The sequence below is a fragment of the Tatumella sp. UCD-D_suzukii genome (genome assembly GCF_000611875.2).
GTDB classification, from domain to species: domain Bacteria; phylum Pseudomonadota; class Gammaproteobacteria; order Enterobacterales; family Enterobacteriaceae; genus Tatumella; species Tatumella ptyseos.
Map to the genome: position 1 here is coordinate 1 of NZ_JFJX01000035.1, position 19657 is coordinate 19657.

The following is a 19657-nucleotide window of genomic DNA, read 5'->3' on the forward strand; positions in this document are numbered from 1 at the left end:
GATCGTCGCCTAGGTGAGCCATTACCTCACCTACAAGCTAATCCCATCTGGGCACATCCGATGGTGCGAGGCCCGAAGGTCCCCCGCTTTGGTCTTGCGACATTATGCGGTATTAGCTACCGTTTCCAGTAGTTATCCCCCTCCATCAGGCAGTTTCCCAGACATTACTCACCCGTCCGCCACTCGTCACCCAAGGAGCAAGCTCCTCTGTGCTACCGTTCGACTTGCATGTGTTAGGCCTGCCGCCAGCGTTCAATCTGAGCCATGATCAAACTCTTCAATTTAAGTTTGATTTGCTTAAAACTTGTTTAAGCGATGCTCAAGTGTAAAACACTCATAATGAATTTCATTATGTGTTCACTCTTAAGACTTGATATGTTTTACGTCCGGAGACGTTGATATCAATCCTGCGAGTGCCCACACAGATTGTCTGATAAATTGTTAAAGAGCGTTGCAACTCAACCGTTTAGGTTGTTGTTGCGAGGTGGCGTATATTACGCTTTTCACCTCAGGAGTCAACCACTATTTCGTGATTTTTTCTCCCGGACCGAATCGCTTCAGTCCCTGTCACGTCGCTGCGCATCGCGCTTTGCCGTGTCAGTGGTTGCGCATTATAGGGAGTTCCCGAAAAGGCGCAACCACTAATTTCAACAAAAAAGACTGTTTGCTGCATTCCACAGCAAATGTGCCATTTATACGCTGTTACCCACAAAGTTATCCACAAAGGGCTATAAATCCAAATTTAGCCGGGCATCACGCAAACGTTTTCGCTACAATGCCCGCATGTAATTAGCGGGTCGGGCGAGGTTTCTGAACGCAGATAACAGCGATATTTGCCTTCAGAACTTTCTCTATGACTTCTTTTCTATATATATGAAACCAATCCAGAGGATTACTTCACTATGCAACAACGTCGTCCTGTACGCCGCGCTCTTCTGAGTGTTTCTGACAAAACCGGTATTGTTGAGTTTGCCAAAGCACTGACATCCCGGGGTGTGGAGTTGCTTTCTACCGGCGGCACTGCCCGTTTACTGGCTGACGCGGGTTTACCTGTTACCGAAGTATCCGACTACACCGGTTTTCCGGAAATGATGGATGGTCGAGTAAAAACACTGCACCCTAAAGTCCATGGCGGGATCCTGGGAAGACGTGGCCAGGATGATGCCATTATGGCGGAACATCAGATCGACCCGATCGATATGGTGGTCGTTAACCTCTACCCTTTTGCTGAAACGGTCGCCCGTGAAGGATGTTCGCTGGAAGATGCCGTCGAGAATATTGATATCGGTGGCCCGACCATGGTGCGCTCCGCCGCCAAGAACCATAAAGATGTGGCTATCGTGGTGAAAAGCCATGATTACCCGGCGCTGATCCGGGAACTGGAAGAGAATGACAATAGTCTGACCCTGGAAACGCGTTTTGACCTGGCGATCAAAGCCTTTGAGCATACCGCGGCTTACGACAGTATGATCGCGAACTACTTCGGTCAGCGAGTGCCTGCGTATTATAGTGAAGATAAGACACCGGCCGGACGTTTCCCGCGTACGCTGAACCTGAACTTTGTTAAAAAGCAGGATATGCGTTACGGCGAGAACAGCCACCAGGATGCGGCTTTCTATATAGAAGAGAATATTAAAGAAGCCTCCGTGGCGACGGCTCAGCAGCTGCAGGGTAAAGCGCTCTCCTATAACAATATTGCTGATACCGATGCGGCACTGGAATGTGTCAAAGAATTCCCTGAACCTGCCTGTGTCATTGTTAAGCATGCCAACCCTTGTGGCGTAGCTATTGGTGAAGATATTAAGCAGGCCTATGAGCGCGCTTATACGACCGACCCGACGTCCGCCTTCGGCGGGATCATTGCCTTTAACCGTGAACTGGATGAAGCGACTGCACAGGCAATCATCAGCCGCCAGTTTGTTGAAGTCATTATTGCCCCGTCAGCCAGCGAGGCTGCATTAAAAATCACTGCAGCTAAACAGAATGTACGTGTCCTGACGTGTGGTGAGTGGCAGCAACGTGAGTCAGGCCTGGATTTCAAACGCGTTAATGGCGGATTACTGGTGCAGGACCGTGATCTGGGCATGGTCGACGCGTCGCAATTACGCGTAGTCAGTCAGCGACAGCCAACGGCACAGGAGATGCGCGATGCGCTGTTCTGCTGGAAAGTGGCAAAGTTTGTTAAGTCCAACGCCATTGTCTATGCCCGCGATAATATGACTATCGGCATTGGTGCCGGCCAGATGAGCCGGGTCTATTCGGCGAAGATTGCCGGTATCAAAGCCGGTGATGAAGGGCTTGAAGTTAAAGGGTCAGCGATGGCTTCCGATGCCTTTTTCCCGTTCCGTGACGGTATCGATGCCGCAGCGGCGGTCGGGATCACCTGTGTTATCCAGCCCGGAGGCTCAATCCGCGATGATGAAGTCATTGCCGCTGCTGATGAACACGGTATTGCGATGATCTTTACCGACATGCGTCATTTCCGCCATTAATCTTTCCGGGGTATTTACTATGAACATTTTAATTATTGGTAATGGCGGCCGTGAACACGCGCTGGCATGGAAAGCTGCACAATCACCGTTGGCCGGGAAAGTCTATGTCGCTCCGGGAAATGCCGGTACCGCACTGGAGCCCGCTCTGCATAATGTCGACATCAGCGCCACAGATATCGAAGGTTTACTCGCTTTTGCGCTCAAAGAGAACATTGGTCTGACGATTGTCGGTCCTGAAGCTCCTCTGGTGATTGGCGTGGTCGATGCTTTCCGGGAAGCCGGTCTGAAGATTTTTGGCCCGACCCGTGGGGCTGCTCAACTGGAAGGGTCGAAAGCCTTTACTAAAGATTTCCTGGCACGGCATAACATTCCGACCGCTGAATACCAGAACTTCACCGAAATTGAGCCTGCTCTGGCCTACCTGCGGGAAAAAGGTGCGCCTATCGTCATCAAAGCGGATGGTCTGGCCGCCGGTAAAGGAGTCATCGTGGCGATGACTCTGCAGGAAGCTGAAGATGCCGTCCGGGATATGCTGGCCGGAAATGCTTTCGGTGATGCAGGCCATCGTATCGTTATTGAAGAATTTTTACAGGGTGAAGAAGCCAGCTTTATCGTGATGGTTGATGGCGAACATGTCCTGCCTATGGCCACCAGTCAGGACCATAAACGTGTCGGCGATGCGGATACCGGGCCGAATACCGGCGGAATGGGTGCCTACTCTCCCGCCCCGGTCGTGACTGATGAAGTCCACCAGCGGGCTATGGACGAAGTGATCTGGCCTACCGTACGCGGAATGGCTGCTGAAGGGAATGTTTATACCGGGTTCCTGTATGCCGGACTGATGATCGATCCTGAAGGCCGACCGAAAGTGATCGAATTTAACTGTCGTTTCGGCGATCCTGAAACCCAGCCAATTATGCTGCGACTGCAATCTGACCTGGTGGCGCTATGCCTTGCGGCCTGCGACGGGCAGTTGGATCAACAGGAATCACACTGGGATCCTCGCCCGGCATTGGGTGTGGTGCTGGCCGCGGGGGGATACCCTGGCAAATATCGTAAAGGTGATGTGATTTCAGGACTGGATGCTGCAACCTCTCCTGACGGCAAGGTTTTCCACGCCGGCACCATCTTACAGGGGGAAGATGTTGTCACCCATGGCGGCCGGGTCTTATGCGCCACTGGCCTGGGAACTGACATCGCCGCGGCTCAGAAGCAGGCCTATGCACTGGCAAAAGCCATTTCATGGGAAGGTTCCTTCTGTCGTACGGATATTGGTTACCGGGCCATTAACCGCCAGAAGTAACCCGGGGGATCATCCACCACACAAAAGGCAGACTCCGGTCTGCCTTTTTGATCCCTCTTGCTGGCGGAAACGTCTCAGAGATCGGCGGATGCCGGGGCCTGAAGACAGAGATTTTCCGTCGTCGCTTTCAGCAGCTGAACCCCCTCCGGTGCGCGTAACCAGGCAATGTAGACCGGCGCTCCTGCAGATTGTCTCTGCTCGCGATAAATCATCTGTACAGAATACGCATCCAGACCTGCAGACACCGTCTGATGTTGGCAGGTCGTCACGCGATTGCTGCCATCCCAGACCCCCTGCATCAGGGTCACCCTGCCTGCCTGTAATCCATTGCTGATTTGTAGTAACCGCCCGGCATCAAACCGATAGAGATCGATATCCTGCAGGCTTACGCTTTCACGCTGACGGGCGAGTTGCCGCTGCATAAAGCTGACATTCCCCTGATTATCAAATCGTAAGGTTACATCATCGGGGGATGTACCACTGATATGTCGTTTCATCATCAGCAGCTGGCCATTTTGCCAGTGGTAGTCAGTTTGTTCAGTGACCGTACGGTCGAAGGGAGTATAAAGTGTGCGAATAGTAATATCCGGTGGCATATTCTTTCGCCAGATACGCACAACACCCCGGTCAGAAAGATAACCGGAAGCACTGAATGCCGGCATATTTTTCGCAGACTGACATCCGACGAGCAGCAGAGCCAGGCACAGGAGAAGGCCCCGTCCGGAAGAAAACATCATATCTCCTTAATGCTTAGTACAGTCAGTGAGATAAGCGGAATAGATTAGGGTAGTGAGGAAGCAATATCAGGATCATTTCCGGAAAAAAACACCTCCGAAAATGGTTAAAAGAAACAAAAGAGGCAGTCTGACCTGCCTCTTTTGTTAACTAAATATCAGTGCAACTGAGAGAAACGCTTATTTTACCGCGTCTTTCAGTGCCTTGCCGGAAACGAACGCAGGCACGTTAGCAGCAGCAATTTTGATTTCTTTACCCGTCTGCGGGTTACGACCAGTACGCTCTGCGCGGTGGTTTACTTTGAAAGTACCGAAACCAACCAGCTGAACTGCATCACCTTCTTTCAGAGACTCAGTGATCGCAGCCAGAGTAGATTCCAGTGCTGTTTTAGCCTGGGTTTTAGACAGGTCCGCTTTTTCCGCGATCACATCAATCAGTTGAGTCTTGTTCATAAGTTATCCTTAAAGTGTATTTATCGCCTGCTAAGCAACGAGTGCGAGTGAAAAGCCTATCTTCCGACACCCTTCAGCCTGCACACACCGATAGCCACAATTTTTAGCCCCCCAAATGTAGACCAGACAGGGGGCGGATGTGAAGCCTTCAGGTGAGCTAAATCAGGTCTGAAGTCACGTTTTATCGTCTTACTGGTTAAAACTTATACCAATGTTACTGATTCCGGCTTCCCGCAGGTCAGCACGTAACCCTTTGATCAGCTCTAAATCACGTTCTTCACAATCAGCCAGCAGCCTGAATATTTCCCACTGGAGGTCCCATTCATCAATCACTGCCTGATTTTCTCTCAGTTCTTCATCCGTCATCTCGCGGCCAGCCTGGGTCATTTCCAGCATAGCAACGGTCGTCACAGAGGTTTCACTGACCTGGATTGCATAAGTGAGGCTTTCACCACTCAGCATGGCATGCAGAAGTTCACTCAGGGCCACACAGGCATCAATCGCCGGGTAGACACCGTAAAAATCAAACGCATCACCATCCGGGATCGCCTCTTCCAGCTTCTCCAGCTGAGAATCAAAATTCACTTTGGCATCTTTAACCACCAGCGTTTCCCAGACCAGGTCGAGAATACGGCGATAAATATGCGCATCAGCAAACTCAGTCTGCTGGCAGAAGGCCTGGTAATTCGGATACATGCGCTCACACAGACAGGCCATGAAAGTCACATGCTTCCAGCTTTCCAGCTTTTCCAGGCGTAAATGGATTGGGTTACGTAACATGACGGGTACTCGTTATCAATTAGCTGGCGAAAGTGTAACGCAAAAGCGATCTTTTCACAGCGTTATTGTCTGTTCAGATAACGCAGGAAGCCCTTGCGTTGAGACGCGACGGCATCCGCCAGGCGGGTAGGTTCAGGTAAACGGTAACCACGCAGACACTGACGGGTCCAGTACAGTGCCATATCGTCGCTCACACGGTGTCCGGCCGAAATAAATAACGGATTACACCGGGCTTTGCTGCGTAATACCCAGCCAGTCTGCCGCTGCTGATACATTAAAGGCTGGCAGTCTCCGGGGGTAGCAGACAACGCCTGATAATCACCGCATAAACGTCGTTTCGCCACACCTATCACCGGGATATCGACGGTAACCCCAAAATGACTGGCAAGACCTAATCCACGTGGATGGGCAACGCCGTGTCCGTCGATGAACATTAACTCCGGACGGTGCGTGAGTTGCTGCCAGGCAGCCAGTAACGCGGGGCATTCACGGAAAGAGAGGTAGCCCGGGACATAAGGCAACGTCACGGGTACACGGGCAACGCGATGCTCTGCCATCTCCAGCGACGGCCAATGCAAAATCACAATAGCCGCCCGGGCCACAGTACCGTTCTCTTCGAAACCGGTATCTCCCCCGGCAATAAACCGGGGGACAAAGTCAGGGCTCAGGCCTTCACGTACCACCTGTGCGGCCAGCAATTGCTGTTCTGCTTTCAGTAACGCGAAGTCAGCCATGATTACTTGTGGTAAGCCGCGGAAAGACGGTGAACAGCTTCAACAAATGCACCGGCATGTTCCGGGGGAACATCCTGATGGATGCCATGTCCCAGGTTAAAGACATGTCCGTCGCCCTGACCAAATCCTTCCAGGATGGAGGAGACTTCCTGTTCTATACGTGCTGGCGGGGCATAAAGTACAGACGGGTCCATATTCCCCTGCAGAGCAACACGGTGCCCTACACGCTCACGTGCATTGCCAATCTCTGTGGTCCAGTCCAGACCAATAGCATCGCATCCGGTATCGGCTATCTGCTCAAGCCACTGTCCACCGCCTTTGGTAAACAGAGTCACAGGAACCCGACGACCTTCATTTTCATGCAATAATCCGTCGACAATTTTATGCATGTAATACAGCGAGAAGTCACGGTAATCGCGGCCGGTTAACACGCCGCCCCAGGTGTCGAAGACCATGACCGATTGTGCACCGGCGCGGATCTGAGCATTCAGGTACAGAATGACGCTTTCAGCCAGCTTATCCAGCATTGCATGCAAGGTGGACGGGTCGCTGTACATCATTTTCTTGATTTTAGTGAAGGCCTTACTACTCCCTCCTTCCACCATATAGGTCGCCAGTGTCCATGGACTGCCGGAAAAACCAATCAGCGGAACTTCACCTTTCAGGTTTTTACGGATGGTCCGCACCGCATTCATCACATACTGCAATTCCTGCTCCGGGTCCGGGACAGGCAGTTTTTTCACATCGGCAGCGCAAGTGATCGGTGAAGAAAAACGAGGCCCTTCCCCCGTTTCGAAATACAAACCTAATCCCATCGCATCGGGAATAGTCAGAATATCGGAAAAAAGAATGGCAGCATCCAGCGGATAACGACGGAGTGGCTGTAGTGTTACTTCACAAGCCAGTTCCGCATTTTTACACAGTGACATGAAGTCACCGGCTTCTGCACGTGTCGCTTTATATTCAGGTAAATAGCGCCCTGCCTGACGCATCATCCATACCGGCGTCACATCCGTCGGCTGACGCAGTAACGCGCGCAGATAACGGTCGTTTTTTAATTCACTCATAATCAGGCTCTCTCGAAGTCAGGCGCATAGTATATACACAAACCCCTCGTTGTTTTAACCAGCCCCTGAGTCTGCGCAGGTCAGTTATTCATTTTCACTACGGCAAAGCGCGATAGTGTCTTCAATCAGGCGTCGGGCAATGGTTCCCGGAGGGGGGAGCACAGGCAACGCATCATAGCGGTACCATCCGGCATCCTGCAGTTCTTTAGGGTCAATGCGGAGTTCGCCGCTATCGTAATCTGCCAGGAAGGCCATCATCAGTGACTGAGGAAAAGGCCAGGGCTGGGAAGCCACATAACGCAGGTTTTTGATTCTGATATTACTTTCTTCCATGACCTCACGGGCTACCGTTTGCTCCAGCGTTTCACCCACTTCAGCAAACCCTGCCAGGGCGGTATATATGCCGTTGCGGCTGCGGACATGGTTTGCTAACAGGATTTTATCCTGCCGGCGAATGGCGACAATGATGCAGGGCGCAATTTGCGGGTAATAGCGCTCATGACAACTGCCGCACAGACAGGCAAATTCGCTGCGACTGAGGTGCATTTCCGCTCCGCAGTATCCACAATACCGGTGTGACCTATAAAATTCTGACAACTGAACCGCCCGTCCGGCCATACGGAATAAACCGCTCTCTTCACCCAGCAATTGTCTTAATGACATCATATCCTGAGCGCGGGTTTCACGTACCAGCCACACCGGTTCCCCCTGCCACTCTCCGGTCTGTAATGCGCGGCTGCCTGTCAGTGCAAACTCTTCTGCGCTACCGTGCGGGAGTGTCCCTTGTGGCAGCCACAGTTTGTTTTGCTGACTAATGACCCACCATCCCCGGTCATTCCGGGTGATTTCACGTTCCATCACATCATTACCTTAATTTTTATTGATGATCCACGGCGATCTCAGAACATGAACTCATAGTAGCACCCCCAAACAGAATGTCGTTGATCCCCCGCAGCGATATATTTTTAAATTGTGCGGGATCAGGGCATTCTGCCCTTACGTTGAGCAGGGGCTTGTACTTCGCGATGAAGCCCTCTATGCTGACAGACGTGAATTTTCACAGCCTCCGCCATGAAGTACTGACTGCGGAGGCCTGGTATCTTGTCGGAGTGCCCCCCGGGGCTGAGACCGTTAATTCGGGATCCGCGGAACCTGATCAGGTTAGTACCTGCGAAGGGAACAAGAGTACAGTCCAGTCTGAAACTGCCCGCAGGGCAGGATCAATCTGTCACTCCTTCCGGACTCCGGACAAGCGTATTTCTTTTTTTACAGGAAATAGAGCTATGTCTGAACCATTATCACGGCGTGAAAAACGCGAACAAGCCAAAAACTTTATCAATTCACTGAACAGTGAGTTTTTTCCGGGCTCGGAACGCCGGTGGATCACCGGGTCCCGGCCGGATATCCGGGTGCCTGTACGTGCCATCCTGCTCAGCCCGACACGGGTCGGGGGAACGCCGGACAACCCGGTCATGGAAGAAAATGAGCCCATCCCGGTCTATGACACTTCCGGCCCTTTCGGCGATAACACAACGGTTCCGGATATCCATCACGGTATCCGTAAGCTCCGTCAGGTCTGGATTGATGAACGACAAGACTCAGAGCCACTCCCTTCCACCAGCTCCTCTTATACCCGGCAACGACTGGCTGATGAAAGCCTGGACTCATTACGTTTTCAGCATCTTCCCGAACCCCGTAAGGCAAAAAAAGGCCGTTGTGTAACGCAACTGCATTATGCGCGTCAGGGGATTATCACACCGGAAATGGAATTTATCGCATTGCGGGAAAATATGGGAAGAGAACAGGTCACCCGTCCGGAACTCCTTCAGCAACATCCCGGTAAGCATTTTTTTGCCCCTCTTCCGGCATCTATTACCCCTGAATTTGTCCGCCAGGAAGTAGCCGCCGGGCGAGCGATCATTCCGGCCAATATTAATCATCCGGAATCTGAACCGATGATTATCGGTCGGAATTTCCTGGTAAAAATTAATGCCAATATTGGTAATTCTGCCGTGACATCCTCTATCGAGGAAGAAGTCGAAAAACTGGTCTGGGCGACCCGCTGGGGCGCAGATACCCTGATGGACCTCTCTACCGGGCGAAATATTCACGAAACACGTGAATGGATCCTGCGTAACAGCCCTATCCCTGTTGGCACGGTCCCCATTTATCAGGCGCTCGAAAAAGTGAATGGTGTCGCCGAAGATTTGAACTGGGCCGTGTTCCGCGACACATTACTGGAACAGGCCGAACAGGGCGTTGATTATTTCACTATCCATGCCGGCGTATTGCTGCGCTATGTCCCGATGACCGCCAAACGGCTGACAGGGATTGTTTCCCGCGGTGGCTCCATTATGGCGAAGTGGTGTCTTTCACATCATCAGGAGAACTTCCTGTACCGGCATTTTCGTGAGATCTGTGAGATTTGTGCCAGCTATGATATTGCGCTGTCACTGGGCGATGGGCTGCGTCCCGGGTCTATTCAGGATGCAAATGATGAAGCACAATTTGCGGAACTGCATACGCTGGGAGAACTGACAAAAATTGCCCACGAGTACGATGTTCAGGTGATGATTGAAGGCCCGGGACACGTGCCGATGCATATGATCCAACGCAATATGACCGAACAGCTGGAACATTGTCACGAAGCCCCGTTTTATACCCTGGGACCGCTGACCACCGATATCGCCCCGGGCTATGATCACTTCACCTCCGGGATCGGTGCCGCCATGATAGGGTGGTTCGGCTGTGCCATGCTGTGTTACGTCACCCCGAAAGAGCATCTCGGGCTGCCGGACAAAGAAGATGTCAAACAAGGGCTGATTGCCTACAAAATTGCAGCCCACGCCGCTGACCTGGCAAAAGGGCATCCCGGCGCGCAAATACGTGATAACGCAATGTCTAAAGCCCGGTTTGAGTTTCGCTGGGAAGACCAGTTCCACCTGGCGCTGGATCCCGAAACTGCCCGCAGTTATCACGATCAGACGCTGCCGCAGGAATCCGGAAAAGTCGCCCATTTCTGTTCGATGTGCGGACCCAAATTCTGTTCCATGAAAATAAGCCAGGAAGTCCGTGACTTTGCCAGTAAAAATCCGACCCCGGAAGTCGTGATCGATGAGGGAATGCTGGAGATGTCCCGGCGCTTCCGGGAAAAAGGCAGCGAGATTTATACACCGGTACCCGCTGCCCGGACAGGAGCCAAGGCATGACTCAGATATTTCCTCCCGTCCCCCGGTATTGTGGTTTGTATGCCATCGTCGACAGTACAGAGTGGATAGAAAATCTGCTGAATGCCGGGGTGATGACCCTGCAACTTAGAATGAAACAAGGCAGTGCTGCAGAGAAAGAAAAGGCCATCATCGACAGTATCCGTCTTGCCCGCGGGTTCGGGGCCAGGTTATTTATTAATGATGAATGGCAACTGGCCATAAAACACGGGGCCTATGGTGTTCATCTCGGTCAGGAAGATTTGCAGACCGCCAGTTTATCTGCCATCCATCAGGCAGGGCTTCGTCTGGGCGTCTCCACCCATAATACGGTCGAAATTGACAGGGTATTACCGCTTCACCCTTCCTATATCGCGCTGGGTCATATTTTCCCCACCACCACGAAAGAAATGCCCTCTTCACCTCAGGGTCTGGCCAACCTGCGTCGCCATGTCCTCCGGCTGTCCGGGATCCCTACCGTTGCGATTGGCGGGATCTCGCTGGACAGAGCCGGTGAGGTGCTGGCAACCGGCGTCGGCAGCATCGCCGTGGTCAGCGCCATTACCCGTGCCGCTGACTGGCGGCAGGCAGTGCGGCAGTTACAACAGAAAGTGAGTGATGCCCGTGAGGTAACCGCAGATGCTGGATGATAAAAGCTTTATGCGCTACAGCCGGCAACTGTTACTGGAAGAGATTGGCCCGGAAGGTCAGCAGAAGCTGAGTGATGCCCGTATTCTTATTGTCGGGCTGGGGGGGCTGGGTTCACCCGCCGCACTATACCTCGCGGCGGCGGGTGCCGGTACACTTCTGCTGGCTGACGATGATGATCTGCATATCAGTAATCTGCAACGGCAGATCCTCTACCGCTCATCAGATACCGGTATCAGTAAAGCAAAACTGGCAGCGGAGGCACTTCGCGCCTTAAACCCGTCCATCACACTCCATGCGATCAGCGATCGTATTCCTCTTTCTGCCGGGGATGAACTGCCTGCCAGGCCGACACTGGTGCTTGATTGTTCAGATAACCTGGCAACCCGCCACCGGCTCAATGCCTGGTGCTTCAGCCACAACCTTCCGCTGATCACCGCCAGTGCGATCGGTTTCCACGGACAATTACTGGTGCTGACACCCCCCTGGCAGCACGGATGTTACCAGTGCCTGTGGCCCGACTCCCGTGAACCCGAACGTAACTGCCGCAATAGCGGTATCGCAGGACCGGTTACCGGGGTGATGGGCAGCTTACAAGCCCTGGAGGCCATTAAGTGGATCTGTTCAGGGCGAAATACCGCAGCAGGTCAGTTAATACTGTTTGATGGCCTGGCATTACGGTGGCGTAAGCTGAAACTCACCCCGGAAAGAAACTGCCCGATTTGTGGAGCCAGACATGCAAATTAAAGTGAACGATAACGTTATTTCGGTGGAGTCATCCTGTCCGGTGAACCGGTTATTACACACTCTATCGGTGGCGGTACAGGGAACTGCCCTCGCTGTGAATGAGCGCATTATTCCCGCCAGTGAATGGGCGGGCTACCGGTTGCAGGAAAATGATGATGTCGTGATCTTCCAGGTCATCGCAGGAGGTTAATCATGTTGAAAATAGCGGATAAAACATTCAGTTCGCGTCTGCTCACCGGGACCGGCAAGTTTGCCTCACCGGAACTGATGCTGGCTGCGCTTCGCGCCTCCGGTTCACAACTGGCGACCTTAGCGATGAAACGGATCGATTTCGGTGATAACAGGGACGCCATCCTTGAACCACTACGTCGTTCAGGCGTGGCGTTACTGCCGAATACCTCCGGCGCTAAAACGGCCGGTGAAGCCGTGTTTGCGGCCCGACTGGCCAGGGAAGCCCTGGGGACACACTGGGTTAAACTTGAAATCCATCCGGACAGCCGTTACCTGTTACCTGACCCGATAGAAACACTGAAAGCGGCTGAGCAACTGGTCCGCGAAGGTTTTACCGTTTTACCTTACTGTGGTGCGGACCCTGTGTTATGTAAACGGCTGGCAGAGGCGGGCTGTGCGGCGGTCATGCCGCTCGGCGCTCCTATCGGCAGTAACCGGGGACTGCTCAGCCGTGATTTTCTGCACATTATCATCGAACAGGCCACCGTGCCGGTCATTATCGATGCCGGGATCGGTGTGCCTTCGGATGCCTGTGAAGCGATGGAATGTGGTGCCGATGCCGTGCTGGTGAATACCGCCATTGCGACAGCCAGAGACCCGGTTTCTGCGGCGCGGGCTTTCGCGCTGGCCACCGAAGCGGGTTATCTGTGCAGGGGGCAGGTCACCACCACCAGCACACAGGCGAAGGCCAGTAGCCCATTGACCGCATTCCTGGATACAGACAACGCGGAGGCCGCAACCCATGCCTGACTTCGCCGACTACTGGCAAACACTGGACCAGAACGCGTTGCGTTTGCAGATTGACAGCCAAAGCCCGGCGGATGTTGAACGGGCATTAACCTGTCACAAGCCCGGGATCACTGAGCTGATGGCCTTGCTCTCACCCGCGGCTGAACAGTATCTGGAACCTCTGGCAGAGAAAGCTCTGCAACTAACCCGCCAGCGTTTTGGCAATACCGTTAATTTTTTTGCACCGCTGTATTTGTCTAACCTGTGTGCCAATGATTGTACTTACTGTGGTTTCTCAATGAGTAACCGTATCCGCCGTAAAACTCTGGATAGCCGCGAAATTGGCCTGGAGTGTGATGCGTTACGGCAGCTGGGTTTTAACCAGGTGCTGCTGGTCACAGGGGAACATCAGACTAAAGTCGGGATGGACTATTTCCGGCAGCATATCCCGGATATCCGCCGGCGATTCAGTTCACTGATGATGGAGGTTCAGCCTTTACAGGAGCAGGAATACCGGGAGTTACATCAGCTGGGTCTGGACGGTGTGCTGGTCTATCAGGAAACCTATCATGCTTCCTGCTATGCAACACATCATCTGCGGGGAAATAAGCAGGATTTTCTGTTTCGCCTTCAGACACCGGAAAGACTGGGCCGCGCCGGTATCGATAAAATAGGGCTGGGCGTACTTGCCGGCCTTTCAGGACACTGGCGTACCGATTGTCTGATGATGGGAGAACACCTTAACTGGTTGCAAAAATATTACTGGCGATCACGGTTCTCTGTGGCATTTCCCCGGTTACGTCCCTGTGCCGGAGGGATCACCCCGGCATCACAGATGAGCGAACGTCAGTTACTCCAGACGATGTGCGCTTTCCGTCTGTTTTCACCACAAACGGATATTTCCCTCTCCACCCGGGAATCCCCGGTCTTCCGTGACCATGCCATACCGATCACGGTGACTACCGCCAGTGCCTTTTCGAAAACCACTCCCGGCGGGTATGCCAGCGACACCGATGCGCTGGAACAGTTCTCCCCGGATGATCATCGACGCCCGGAAGTTGTTGCGGCCGCGCTGCAGCGGGCAGGGCTACAGCCGGTATGGAAAGACTGGGAGTTCGCATTTGGCAGAGAGAGTGCCTGAACACAGCGGGCGCCATAGCGCCCGTATTTTTACTCTTTGAATCCCGGAGTCAGCCAGACAGAGGGCCAGTGCCCCGGTTCTCCCCCGTCACAGGTCGGCTGATTATGATAACTCATCAGTTGAAACACATGACCATCATATCGCCAGGTACCGCTTTCACCACAATCCGACACGCCGTGGCCGCGTGCAATATACGTCAGTAAGGCCGTTTTAGGATCATAGCTGACATCCGTAAACCAGGTGATCGTCTGAGGATCGCCCTGATCATCTTTTAGCGGCAGAGTCAGTTCCACTTCACTGCCACGATCCGGGTGTGCCCGCGGGACGATAAAAACGATCCCCGAAGACTGATAAGCCCCGGTGACACAGTTAATCATGACCAGTACATGTTTTTTATCCAGAGGCTTCACCTGACTACGGGTGATATCATCGGCATCCGGAGAGCATTCTTCGTCATCCAGTACATCTTGCTGAGTCTGGAGAACTTCATTGATCAGTGCATTACCATCACCGACCGGAAAAATAGCAGGAATTTTTGTCGCAGGGATCTCAAAGGCATAACGTAAAGGCACCTGCGCAGGGATACCGTTCCCGGTACGAATAAAAGCGGTGCGGTTATTCAGCCGTCCCTGAATTTCATCGGCAAAATGTAAAGAGGTATTCAATCCTTTCAGAGAGCCGGTATCATCATCTTCGTCCGGTGTCAGAGCAATACGCCCTGCATTTTTCGCTGCCTCAGCAAACGCCTGTACAGCCTGTAATGATGTCGTGTGATAGCCGGCATAATCATGTTTATTATCGGCATAAACCGGTGTCAGGGAATTATTCCATAGCTTTCCATCCAGCCAGATCCCTGACGGCTTATCAATATCAAAGCCCATCAAATCCAGTGATACTGCCCCTCTGGGACCCGCTTCATGTCGGATCACTACCCGCATATTTTCATCAACATTGCGGATATCACAATCATTGAGGTTATTACAAGTGACCTGCCAGTCCTGGAACATCCGTTGTACCGGCTCTGATGCCCGGGCCCCGAATGTCACCACCAGCATGGAGAATAAGATGGCAGGCAGACAACATCTCTTCATCTACTGTTCCTTTCCCGATCTCTCCCGATATAAAAAAACCCTGCCGAAGCAGGGTTTATTACACGATTATAGCACTGCCTTACTCGTCGTTACCGCCGAGGCCGGCATTCAGCAGTTCAGCCAGGCTTGCAGAGGCTTCATCTGCAGTCACCTGAGGAACCACCGGTGCCTCACCCGCGTGACGGCGACGCATACGATCCTGATGGTATGCATAACCGGTACCGGCAGGGATCAGACGACCCACGATAACGTTCTCTTTGAGACCGCGCAGTTCGTCACGTTTACCGGCAACAGCGGCCTCAGTCAGGACACGGGTAGTCTCCTGGAAGGATGCTGCAGAGATAAACGACTCTGTTGCCAGAGATGCTTTGGTAATACCCAGCAGGTCACGGGCGAAAGTCGCAGGGACTTTACCGTTAGCTTCCAGTTCACGGTTAGCAATCATCACGCGTGAAACTTCAGCCTGTTCACCTTCCAGGAACTCAGAGCTTCCGGAAGAAGCAATGGTCGCTTTACGCAGCATCTGACGAACGATAACTTCGATGTGTTTATCGTTAATCTTAACGCCCTGCAGACGGTAAACGTCCTGAACTTCGTTAACGATGTAACGAGTCACCGCATGAACGCCACGCAGACGCAGAATGTCGTGCGGAGATTCAGGTCCATCGGAAACTACATCACCACGTTCTACGCGCTCACCTTCAAATACGTTCAGCTGACGCCATTTCGGGATCATCTCTTCGTAAGGTTCGCTACCGTCAACCGGAGTGATCACCAGGCGACGTTTACCTTTGGTCTCTTTCCCGAAGGAAATAATACCGCTGATTTCTGCCAGAATCGCCGGCTCTTTCGGACGACGGGCTTCGAACAGGTCAGCAACACGTGGCAGACCACCGGTAATATCTTTAGTACCGCCGGATTCCTGAGGAACACGCGCTAAGGTATCACCGGAGCTGATTTTTACACCATCTTCCAGCTGTACAATCGCGTTACCTGGCAGGAAGTACTGAGCCGGCATATCGGTACCTGGTAACATAACATCATCACCATTGGCATCGACCACTTTCAGTGCCGGACGCAGATCTTTACCACCGGAGGTACGTTCAGCAGTATCCATCACCACGATAGAAGACAGACCGGTCAGCTCATCCGTCTGACGGGTGATTGTCTGGCCATCGTTCATATCGACAAAGCGTACGTAACCGTTCACTTCGGTGATTACCGGCATGGTGTGCGGATCCCAGTTAGCAACGGTTTCGCCGGCATTCGCCTGCTCACCATCACCTTTGGCCATCACGGAACCATAAGGTACTTTATAGCTTTCCTTGGTACGACCGAATTCATCGATCATATTCAGTTCAACGTTACGTGAAGTAATAACCAGCTTGCCTGCTGAGTTTGTTACTGACTTCGCGTTGATAAGCTTGATGGTACCTTTGTTCTTCACCTGAATGCTGGATTCAGCAGCCGCACGGGATGCCGCACCACCGATGTGGAACGTACGCATCGTCAGCTGTGTACCAGGCTCACCGATGGACTGTGCTGCGATAACACCGACAGCTTCACCTTTGTTGATGATATGTCCACGAGCCAGGTCACGACCATAGCAGTGAGCACACACACCAAAGTCAGTCGTACAACCTACCACTGAACGTACTTTTACGCTGTCGACAGAGTTCTGTTCCAGAACGTCACACCAGTGCTCATCCAGCAGGGTATTACGTGCCACCAGAATATCTGCAGAACCAGGTTTCAGTACATCTTCAGCCGTTACACGGCCCAGAACACGTTCACGCAGTGGCTCTTTAACATCACCGCCTTCGATGACCGGAGTCATCATGATACCTTCGTGGGTACCACAATCATCTTCGGTAACGACCAGATCCTGTGCAACGTCAACCAGACGACGCGTCAGATAACCGGAGTTCGCCGTTTTCAGTGCGGTATCCGCCAGACCTTTACGAGCACCGTGGGTCGAGATGAAGTACTGAAGTACGTTCAGACCTTCACGGAAGTTCGCGGTGATTGGCGTTTCAATGATGGAGCCATCTGGCTTAGCCATCAGACCACGCATACCTGCCAGCTGACGGATCTGCGCAGCAGAACCACGAGCACCGGAGTCGGCCATCATATAGATGCTGTTGAAAGAAACCTGCTGCTCTTCTTCACCATGACGGTTGATCACAGTTTCAGTTTGCAGGTTTTCCATCATCGCTTTGGAAACACGTTCGTTAGCCGCAGCCCAGATATCGATGACTTTGTTGTAACGCTCACCGGCGGTCACCAGACCTGACTGGAACTGTTCCTGAATCTCAGCAACTTCCGCTTCAGCTTCGGTAATGATCTCGGCTTTTTTGGCCGGGATAACCATATCATCGATACCTACAGATGCACCTGAACGGGCTGCATAAGCAAAACCGGTATACATGGTCTGGTCAGCAAAGATAACGGTCGGCTTCAGACCCAGGATACGGTAACAGGTATTCAGCATCTTAGAGATAGCTTTCTTACCCAGTGCCTGGTTGATAATCGAGTACGGCAGACCCTTAGGTACGATCATCCACAGAATGGCACGACCGACAGTGGTGTCGACCAGGCTGGTATGTGGGATGAATTCGCCCTGCTCGTTTTTGCTGTATTCAGTAATACGCACTTTGACACGAGCGTGGAGCTCAGCCAGACCTGCGCGGTACACACGTTCCGCTTCTTTAGGTCCGGTCAGCACCATGGCTTCACCTTTGGCGTTAACTTTGTCGCGGGTCATATAATACAGACCCAGTACAACGTCCTGAGAAGGAACGATGATTGGCTCACCATTCGCAGGAGACAGGATGTTGTTGGTCGACATCATCAGCGCACGCGCTTCCAGCTGAGCTTCCAGAGTCAACGGTACGTGTACCGCCATCTGGTCACCATCGAAGTCGGCGTTATAAGCAGCACAGACTAACGGGTGCAGCTGAATCGCTTTACCTTCGATCAATACCGGTTCGAACGCCTGAATACCTAAACGGTGCAGTGTTGGTGCACGGTTCAGCAGAACCGGGTGTTCGCGGATAACTTCATCCAGGATATCCCAGACGACAGCTTCTTCACGCTCAACCATTTTCTTAGCGGCTTTGATAGTCGTCGCCAGGCCACGCAGTTCCAGCTTGCCATAGATAAATGGTTTGAACAGTTCCAGTGCCATTTTCTTCGGCAGACCACACTGATGCAGGTGCAGGTAAGGACCTACGGTAATGACGGAACGACCAGAGTAGTCGACACGTTTACCCAGCAGGTTCTGACGGAAACGACCCTGCTTACCTTTGATCATGTCGGCCAGAGACTTCAGAGGACGCTTGTTAGAACCGGTGATCGCACGACCGCGACGACCGTTATCCAGCAGAGCATCGACCGCTTCCTGCAGCATACGTTTTTCGTTACGTACGATGATATCAGGCGCAGCCAGATCCAGAAGACGCTTCAGACGGTTATTACGGTTGATCACACGGCGATACAGATCATTCAGATCTGAAGTCGCAAAGCGTCCACCGTCCAGCGGTACCAGAGGACGCAGGTCCGGTGGCAATACTGGCAGTACTGTCAGGATCATCCACTCTGGTTTATTACCAGACTGAACGAAAGCTTCAAGCAGCTTAATACGCTTGGTCAGCTTTTTACGCTTGGTTTCGGAGTTGGTTTCGTTCAGCTCTTCACGCAGCTGCTCGCATTCCTGTTCCAGATCCATGCCTTTCAGCAGGGCCTGAACCGCTTCCGCACCCATTTTTGCGTCGAATTCATCACCAAACTCTTCTAACGCATCCAGATACTGCTCTTCAGTCAGGATCTGGCGCTTTTCGAGGTTGGTCATGCCGCCTTCAATAACGACATAAGATTCGAAATAAAGCACACGTTCGATATCACGCAGTGGCATGTCTAATAACAGACCAATACGGGATGGCAGTGATTTCAGGAACCAGATGTGTGCTGTAGGAGATGCCAGCTCGATGTGACCCATACGGTCACGACGAACTTTAGTCTGGGTAACTTCTACGCCACACTTCTCACAGATAACACCACGGTGCTTCAGGCGCTTGTACTTACCGCACAGGCACTCATAGTCTTTTACCGGACCAAAAATACGCGCACAGAACAGACCATCACGTTCCGGCTTAAAGGTACGGTAGTTAATGGTTTCTGGCTTCTTAACTTCACCGAAAGACCAGGAACGGATCATGTCTGGCGATGCCAGAGCAATCTTGATCGCATCAAACTCTTCGGTTTTAGTTTGCGCTTTTAGAAACTTAAGTAAGTCTTTCACG

The 19657-nt window shown here is 52.4% G+C and carries 16 protein-coding genes, 1 rRNA gene and 1 riboswitch; of the genes, 8 read left to right on the forward strand and 9 right to left on the reverse strand.

Features of this window, described 5'->3' with window-relative positions; genetic code table 11:
* Positions 1-284, reverse strand: a 16S ribosomal RNA gene (locus CG67_RS07105); the annotation flags it as partial.
* A 618-nt stretch (positions 285-902) separates the two neighbouring features.
* Between CG67_RS07105 and purH the strand changes: the two genes are divergently transcribed.
* Together purH and purD are read left to right on the forward strand one after the other, a co-directional pair.
* On the forward strand, positions 903-2492 hold the full coding sequence (gene purH, locus CG67_RS07110; protein ID WP_025902264.1) for a bifunctional phosphoribosylaminoimidazolecarboxamide formyltransferase/IMP cyclohydrolase: 1590 nt from the start codon (positions 903-905) through the stop codon (positions 2490-2492).
* A gap of 19 nt (positions 2493-2511) precedes the next feature.
* Complete coding sequence (purD, locus tag CG67_RS07115; RefSeq protein ID WP_025902265.1) at positions 2512-3795, forward strand: phosphoribosylamine--glycine ligase; 1284 nt, start codon at positions 2512-2514, stop codon at positions 3793-3795.
* Positions 3796-3869: 74 nt separating this feature from the next.
* On the opposite strand, the gene CG67_RS07120 is transcribed toward purD, so the two are convergent.
* The 6 genes from CG67_RS07120 to nudC form a co-directional block, all read right to left on the reverse strand.
* On the reverse strand, positions 3870-4532 hold the full coding sequence (locus tag CG67_RS07120) for a DUF1481 domain-containing protein (RefSeq protein WP_025902266.1): 663 nt from the start codon (positions 4530-4532) through the stop codon (positions 3870-3872).
* Positions 4533-4709: 177 nt separating this feature from the next.
* Positions 4710-4982 (reverse strand): nucleoid-associated protein HU-alpha, encoded by a 273-nt coding sequence (gene hupA, locus CG67_RS07125; protein WP_007886275.1) that lies wholly within the window; start codon positions 4980-4982, stop codon positions 4710-4712.
* A gap of 189 nt (positions 4983-5171) precedes the next feature.
* Positions 5172-5762 carry a YjaG family protein gene (locus CG67_RS07130; protein ID WP_025902267.1) on the reverse strand — a complete coding sequence of 197 codons (591 nt, stop codon included), beginning with the start codon at positions 5760-5762 and terminating at the stop codon, positions 5172-5174.
* A gap of 62 nt (positions 5763-5824) precedes the next feature.
* Complete coding sequence (gene nfi / locus CG67_RS07135; RefSeq protein ID WP_025902268.1) at positions 5825-6496, reverse strand: deoxyribonuclease V; 672 nt, start codon at positions 6494-6496, stop codon at positions 5825-5827.
* Positions 6497-6498: 2 nt separating this feature from the next.
* The gene (gene hemE / locus CG67_RS07140; protein WP_025902269.1) at positions 6499-7563 is read right to left on the reverse strand and encodes a uroporphyrinogen decarboxylase; all 1065 of its coding nucleotides are present in this window, start codon (positions 7561-7563) and stop codon (positions 6499-6501) included.
* A gap of 84 nt (positions 7564-7647) precedes the next feature.
* Positions 7648-8421 (reverse strand): NAD(+) diphosphatase, encoded by a 774-nt coding sequence (gene nudC / locus CG67_RS07145; RefSeq protein ID WP_025902270.1) that lies wholly within the window; start codon positions 8419-8421, stop codon positions 7648-7650.
* A gap of 237 nt (positions 8422-8658) precedes the next feature.
* Positions 8659-8759: riboswitch (TPP riboswitch) on the forward strand.
* Between the two features lie 87 nt (positions 8760-8846).
* Between nudC and thiC the strand changes: the two genes are divergently transcribed.
* The 6 genes from thiC to thiH are packed head-to-tail and all read left to right on the forward strand — an operon-like array spanning position 8847 to position 14265.
* Positions 8847-10772, forward strand: coding sequence for a phosphomethylpyrimidine synthase ThiC (thiC, locus tag CG67_RS07150; protein ID WP_025902271.1), 1926 nt, complete (start codon positions 8847-8849; stop codon positions 10770-10772).
* A complete protein-coding gene (gene thiE / locus CG67_RS07155; RefSeq protein ID WP_025902272.1) occupies positions 10769-11419 on the forward strand; it encodes a thiamine phosphate synthase in 651 nt (216 codons plus the stop codon). Before thiC ends, thiE begins: the two co-directional genes overlap by 4 nt.
* Positions 11412-12164: a HesA/MoeB/ThiF family protein gene (locus CG67_RS07160; RefSeq protein WP_025902273.1), complete on the forward strand. Its 753-nt coding sequence runs from the start codon at positions 11412-11414 to the stop codon at positions 12162-12164. The genes thiE and CG67_RS07160 overlap by 8 nt, the downstream gene beginning before the upstream one ends.
* On the forward strand, positions 12154-12354 hold the full coding sequence (gene thiS, locus CG67_RS07165) for a sulfur carrier protein ThiS (protein ID WP_025902274.1): 201 nt from the start codon (positions 12154-12156) through the stop codon (positions 12352-12354). Before CG67_RS07160 ends, thiS begins: the two co-directional genes overlap by 11 nt.
* Before the next feature lie 2 nt (positions 12355-12356).
* On the forward strand, positions 12357-13145 hold the full coding sequence (locus CG67_RS07170; RefSeq protein WP_025902275.1) for a thiazole synthase: 789 nt from the start codon (positions 12357-12359) through the stop codon (positions 13143-13145).
* Positions 13138-14265: a 2-iminoacetate synthase ThiH gene (gene thiH, locus CG67_RS07175; protein ID WP_025902276.1), complete on the forward strand. Its 1128-nt coding sequence runs from the start codon at positions 13138-13140 to the stop codon at positions 14263-14265. Before CG67_RS07170 ends, thiH begins: the two co-directional genes overlap by 8 nt.
* A 29-nt stretch (positions 14266-14294) precedes the next feature.
* Here thiH and CG67_RS07180 read toward each other — a convergent pair whose 3' ends face one another.
* Together CG67_RS07180 and rpoC are read right to left on the reverse strand one after the other, a co-directional pair.
* Entirely contained in the window at positions 14295-15356 is a 1062-nt protein-coding gene (locus CG67_RS07180; protein WP_025902277.1) for a DUF1176 domain-containing protein, read from the reverse strand.
* 79 nt (positions 15357-15435) lie between these two features.
* Positions 15436-19656, reverse strand: coding sequence for a DNA-directed RNA polymerase subunit beta' (gene rpoC, locus CG67_RS07185; protein WP_025902278.1), 4221 nt, complete (start codon positions 19654-19656; stop codon positions 15436-15438).
* Between the last annotated feature and the right edge of the window lies 1 nt (position 19657).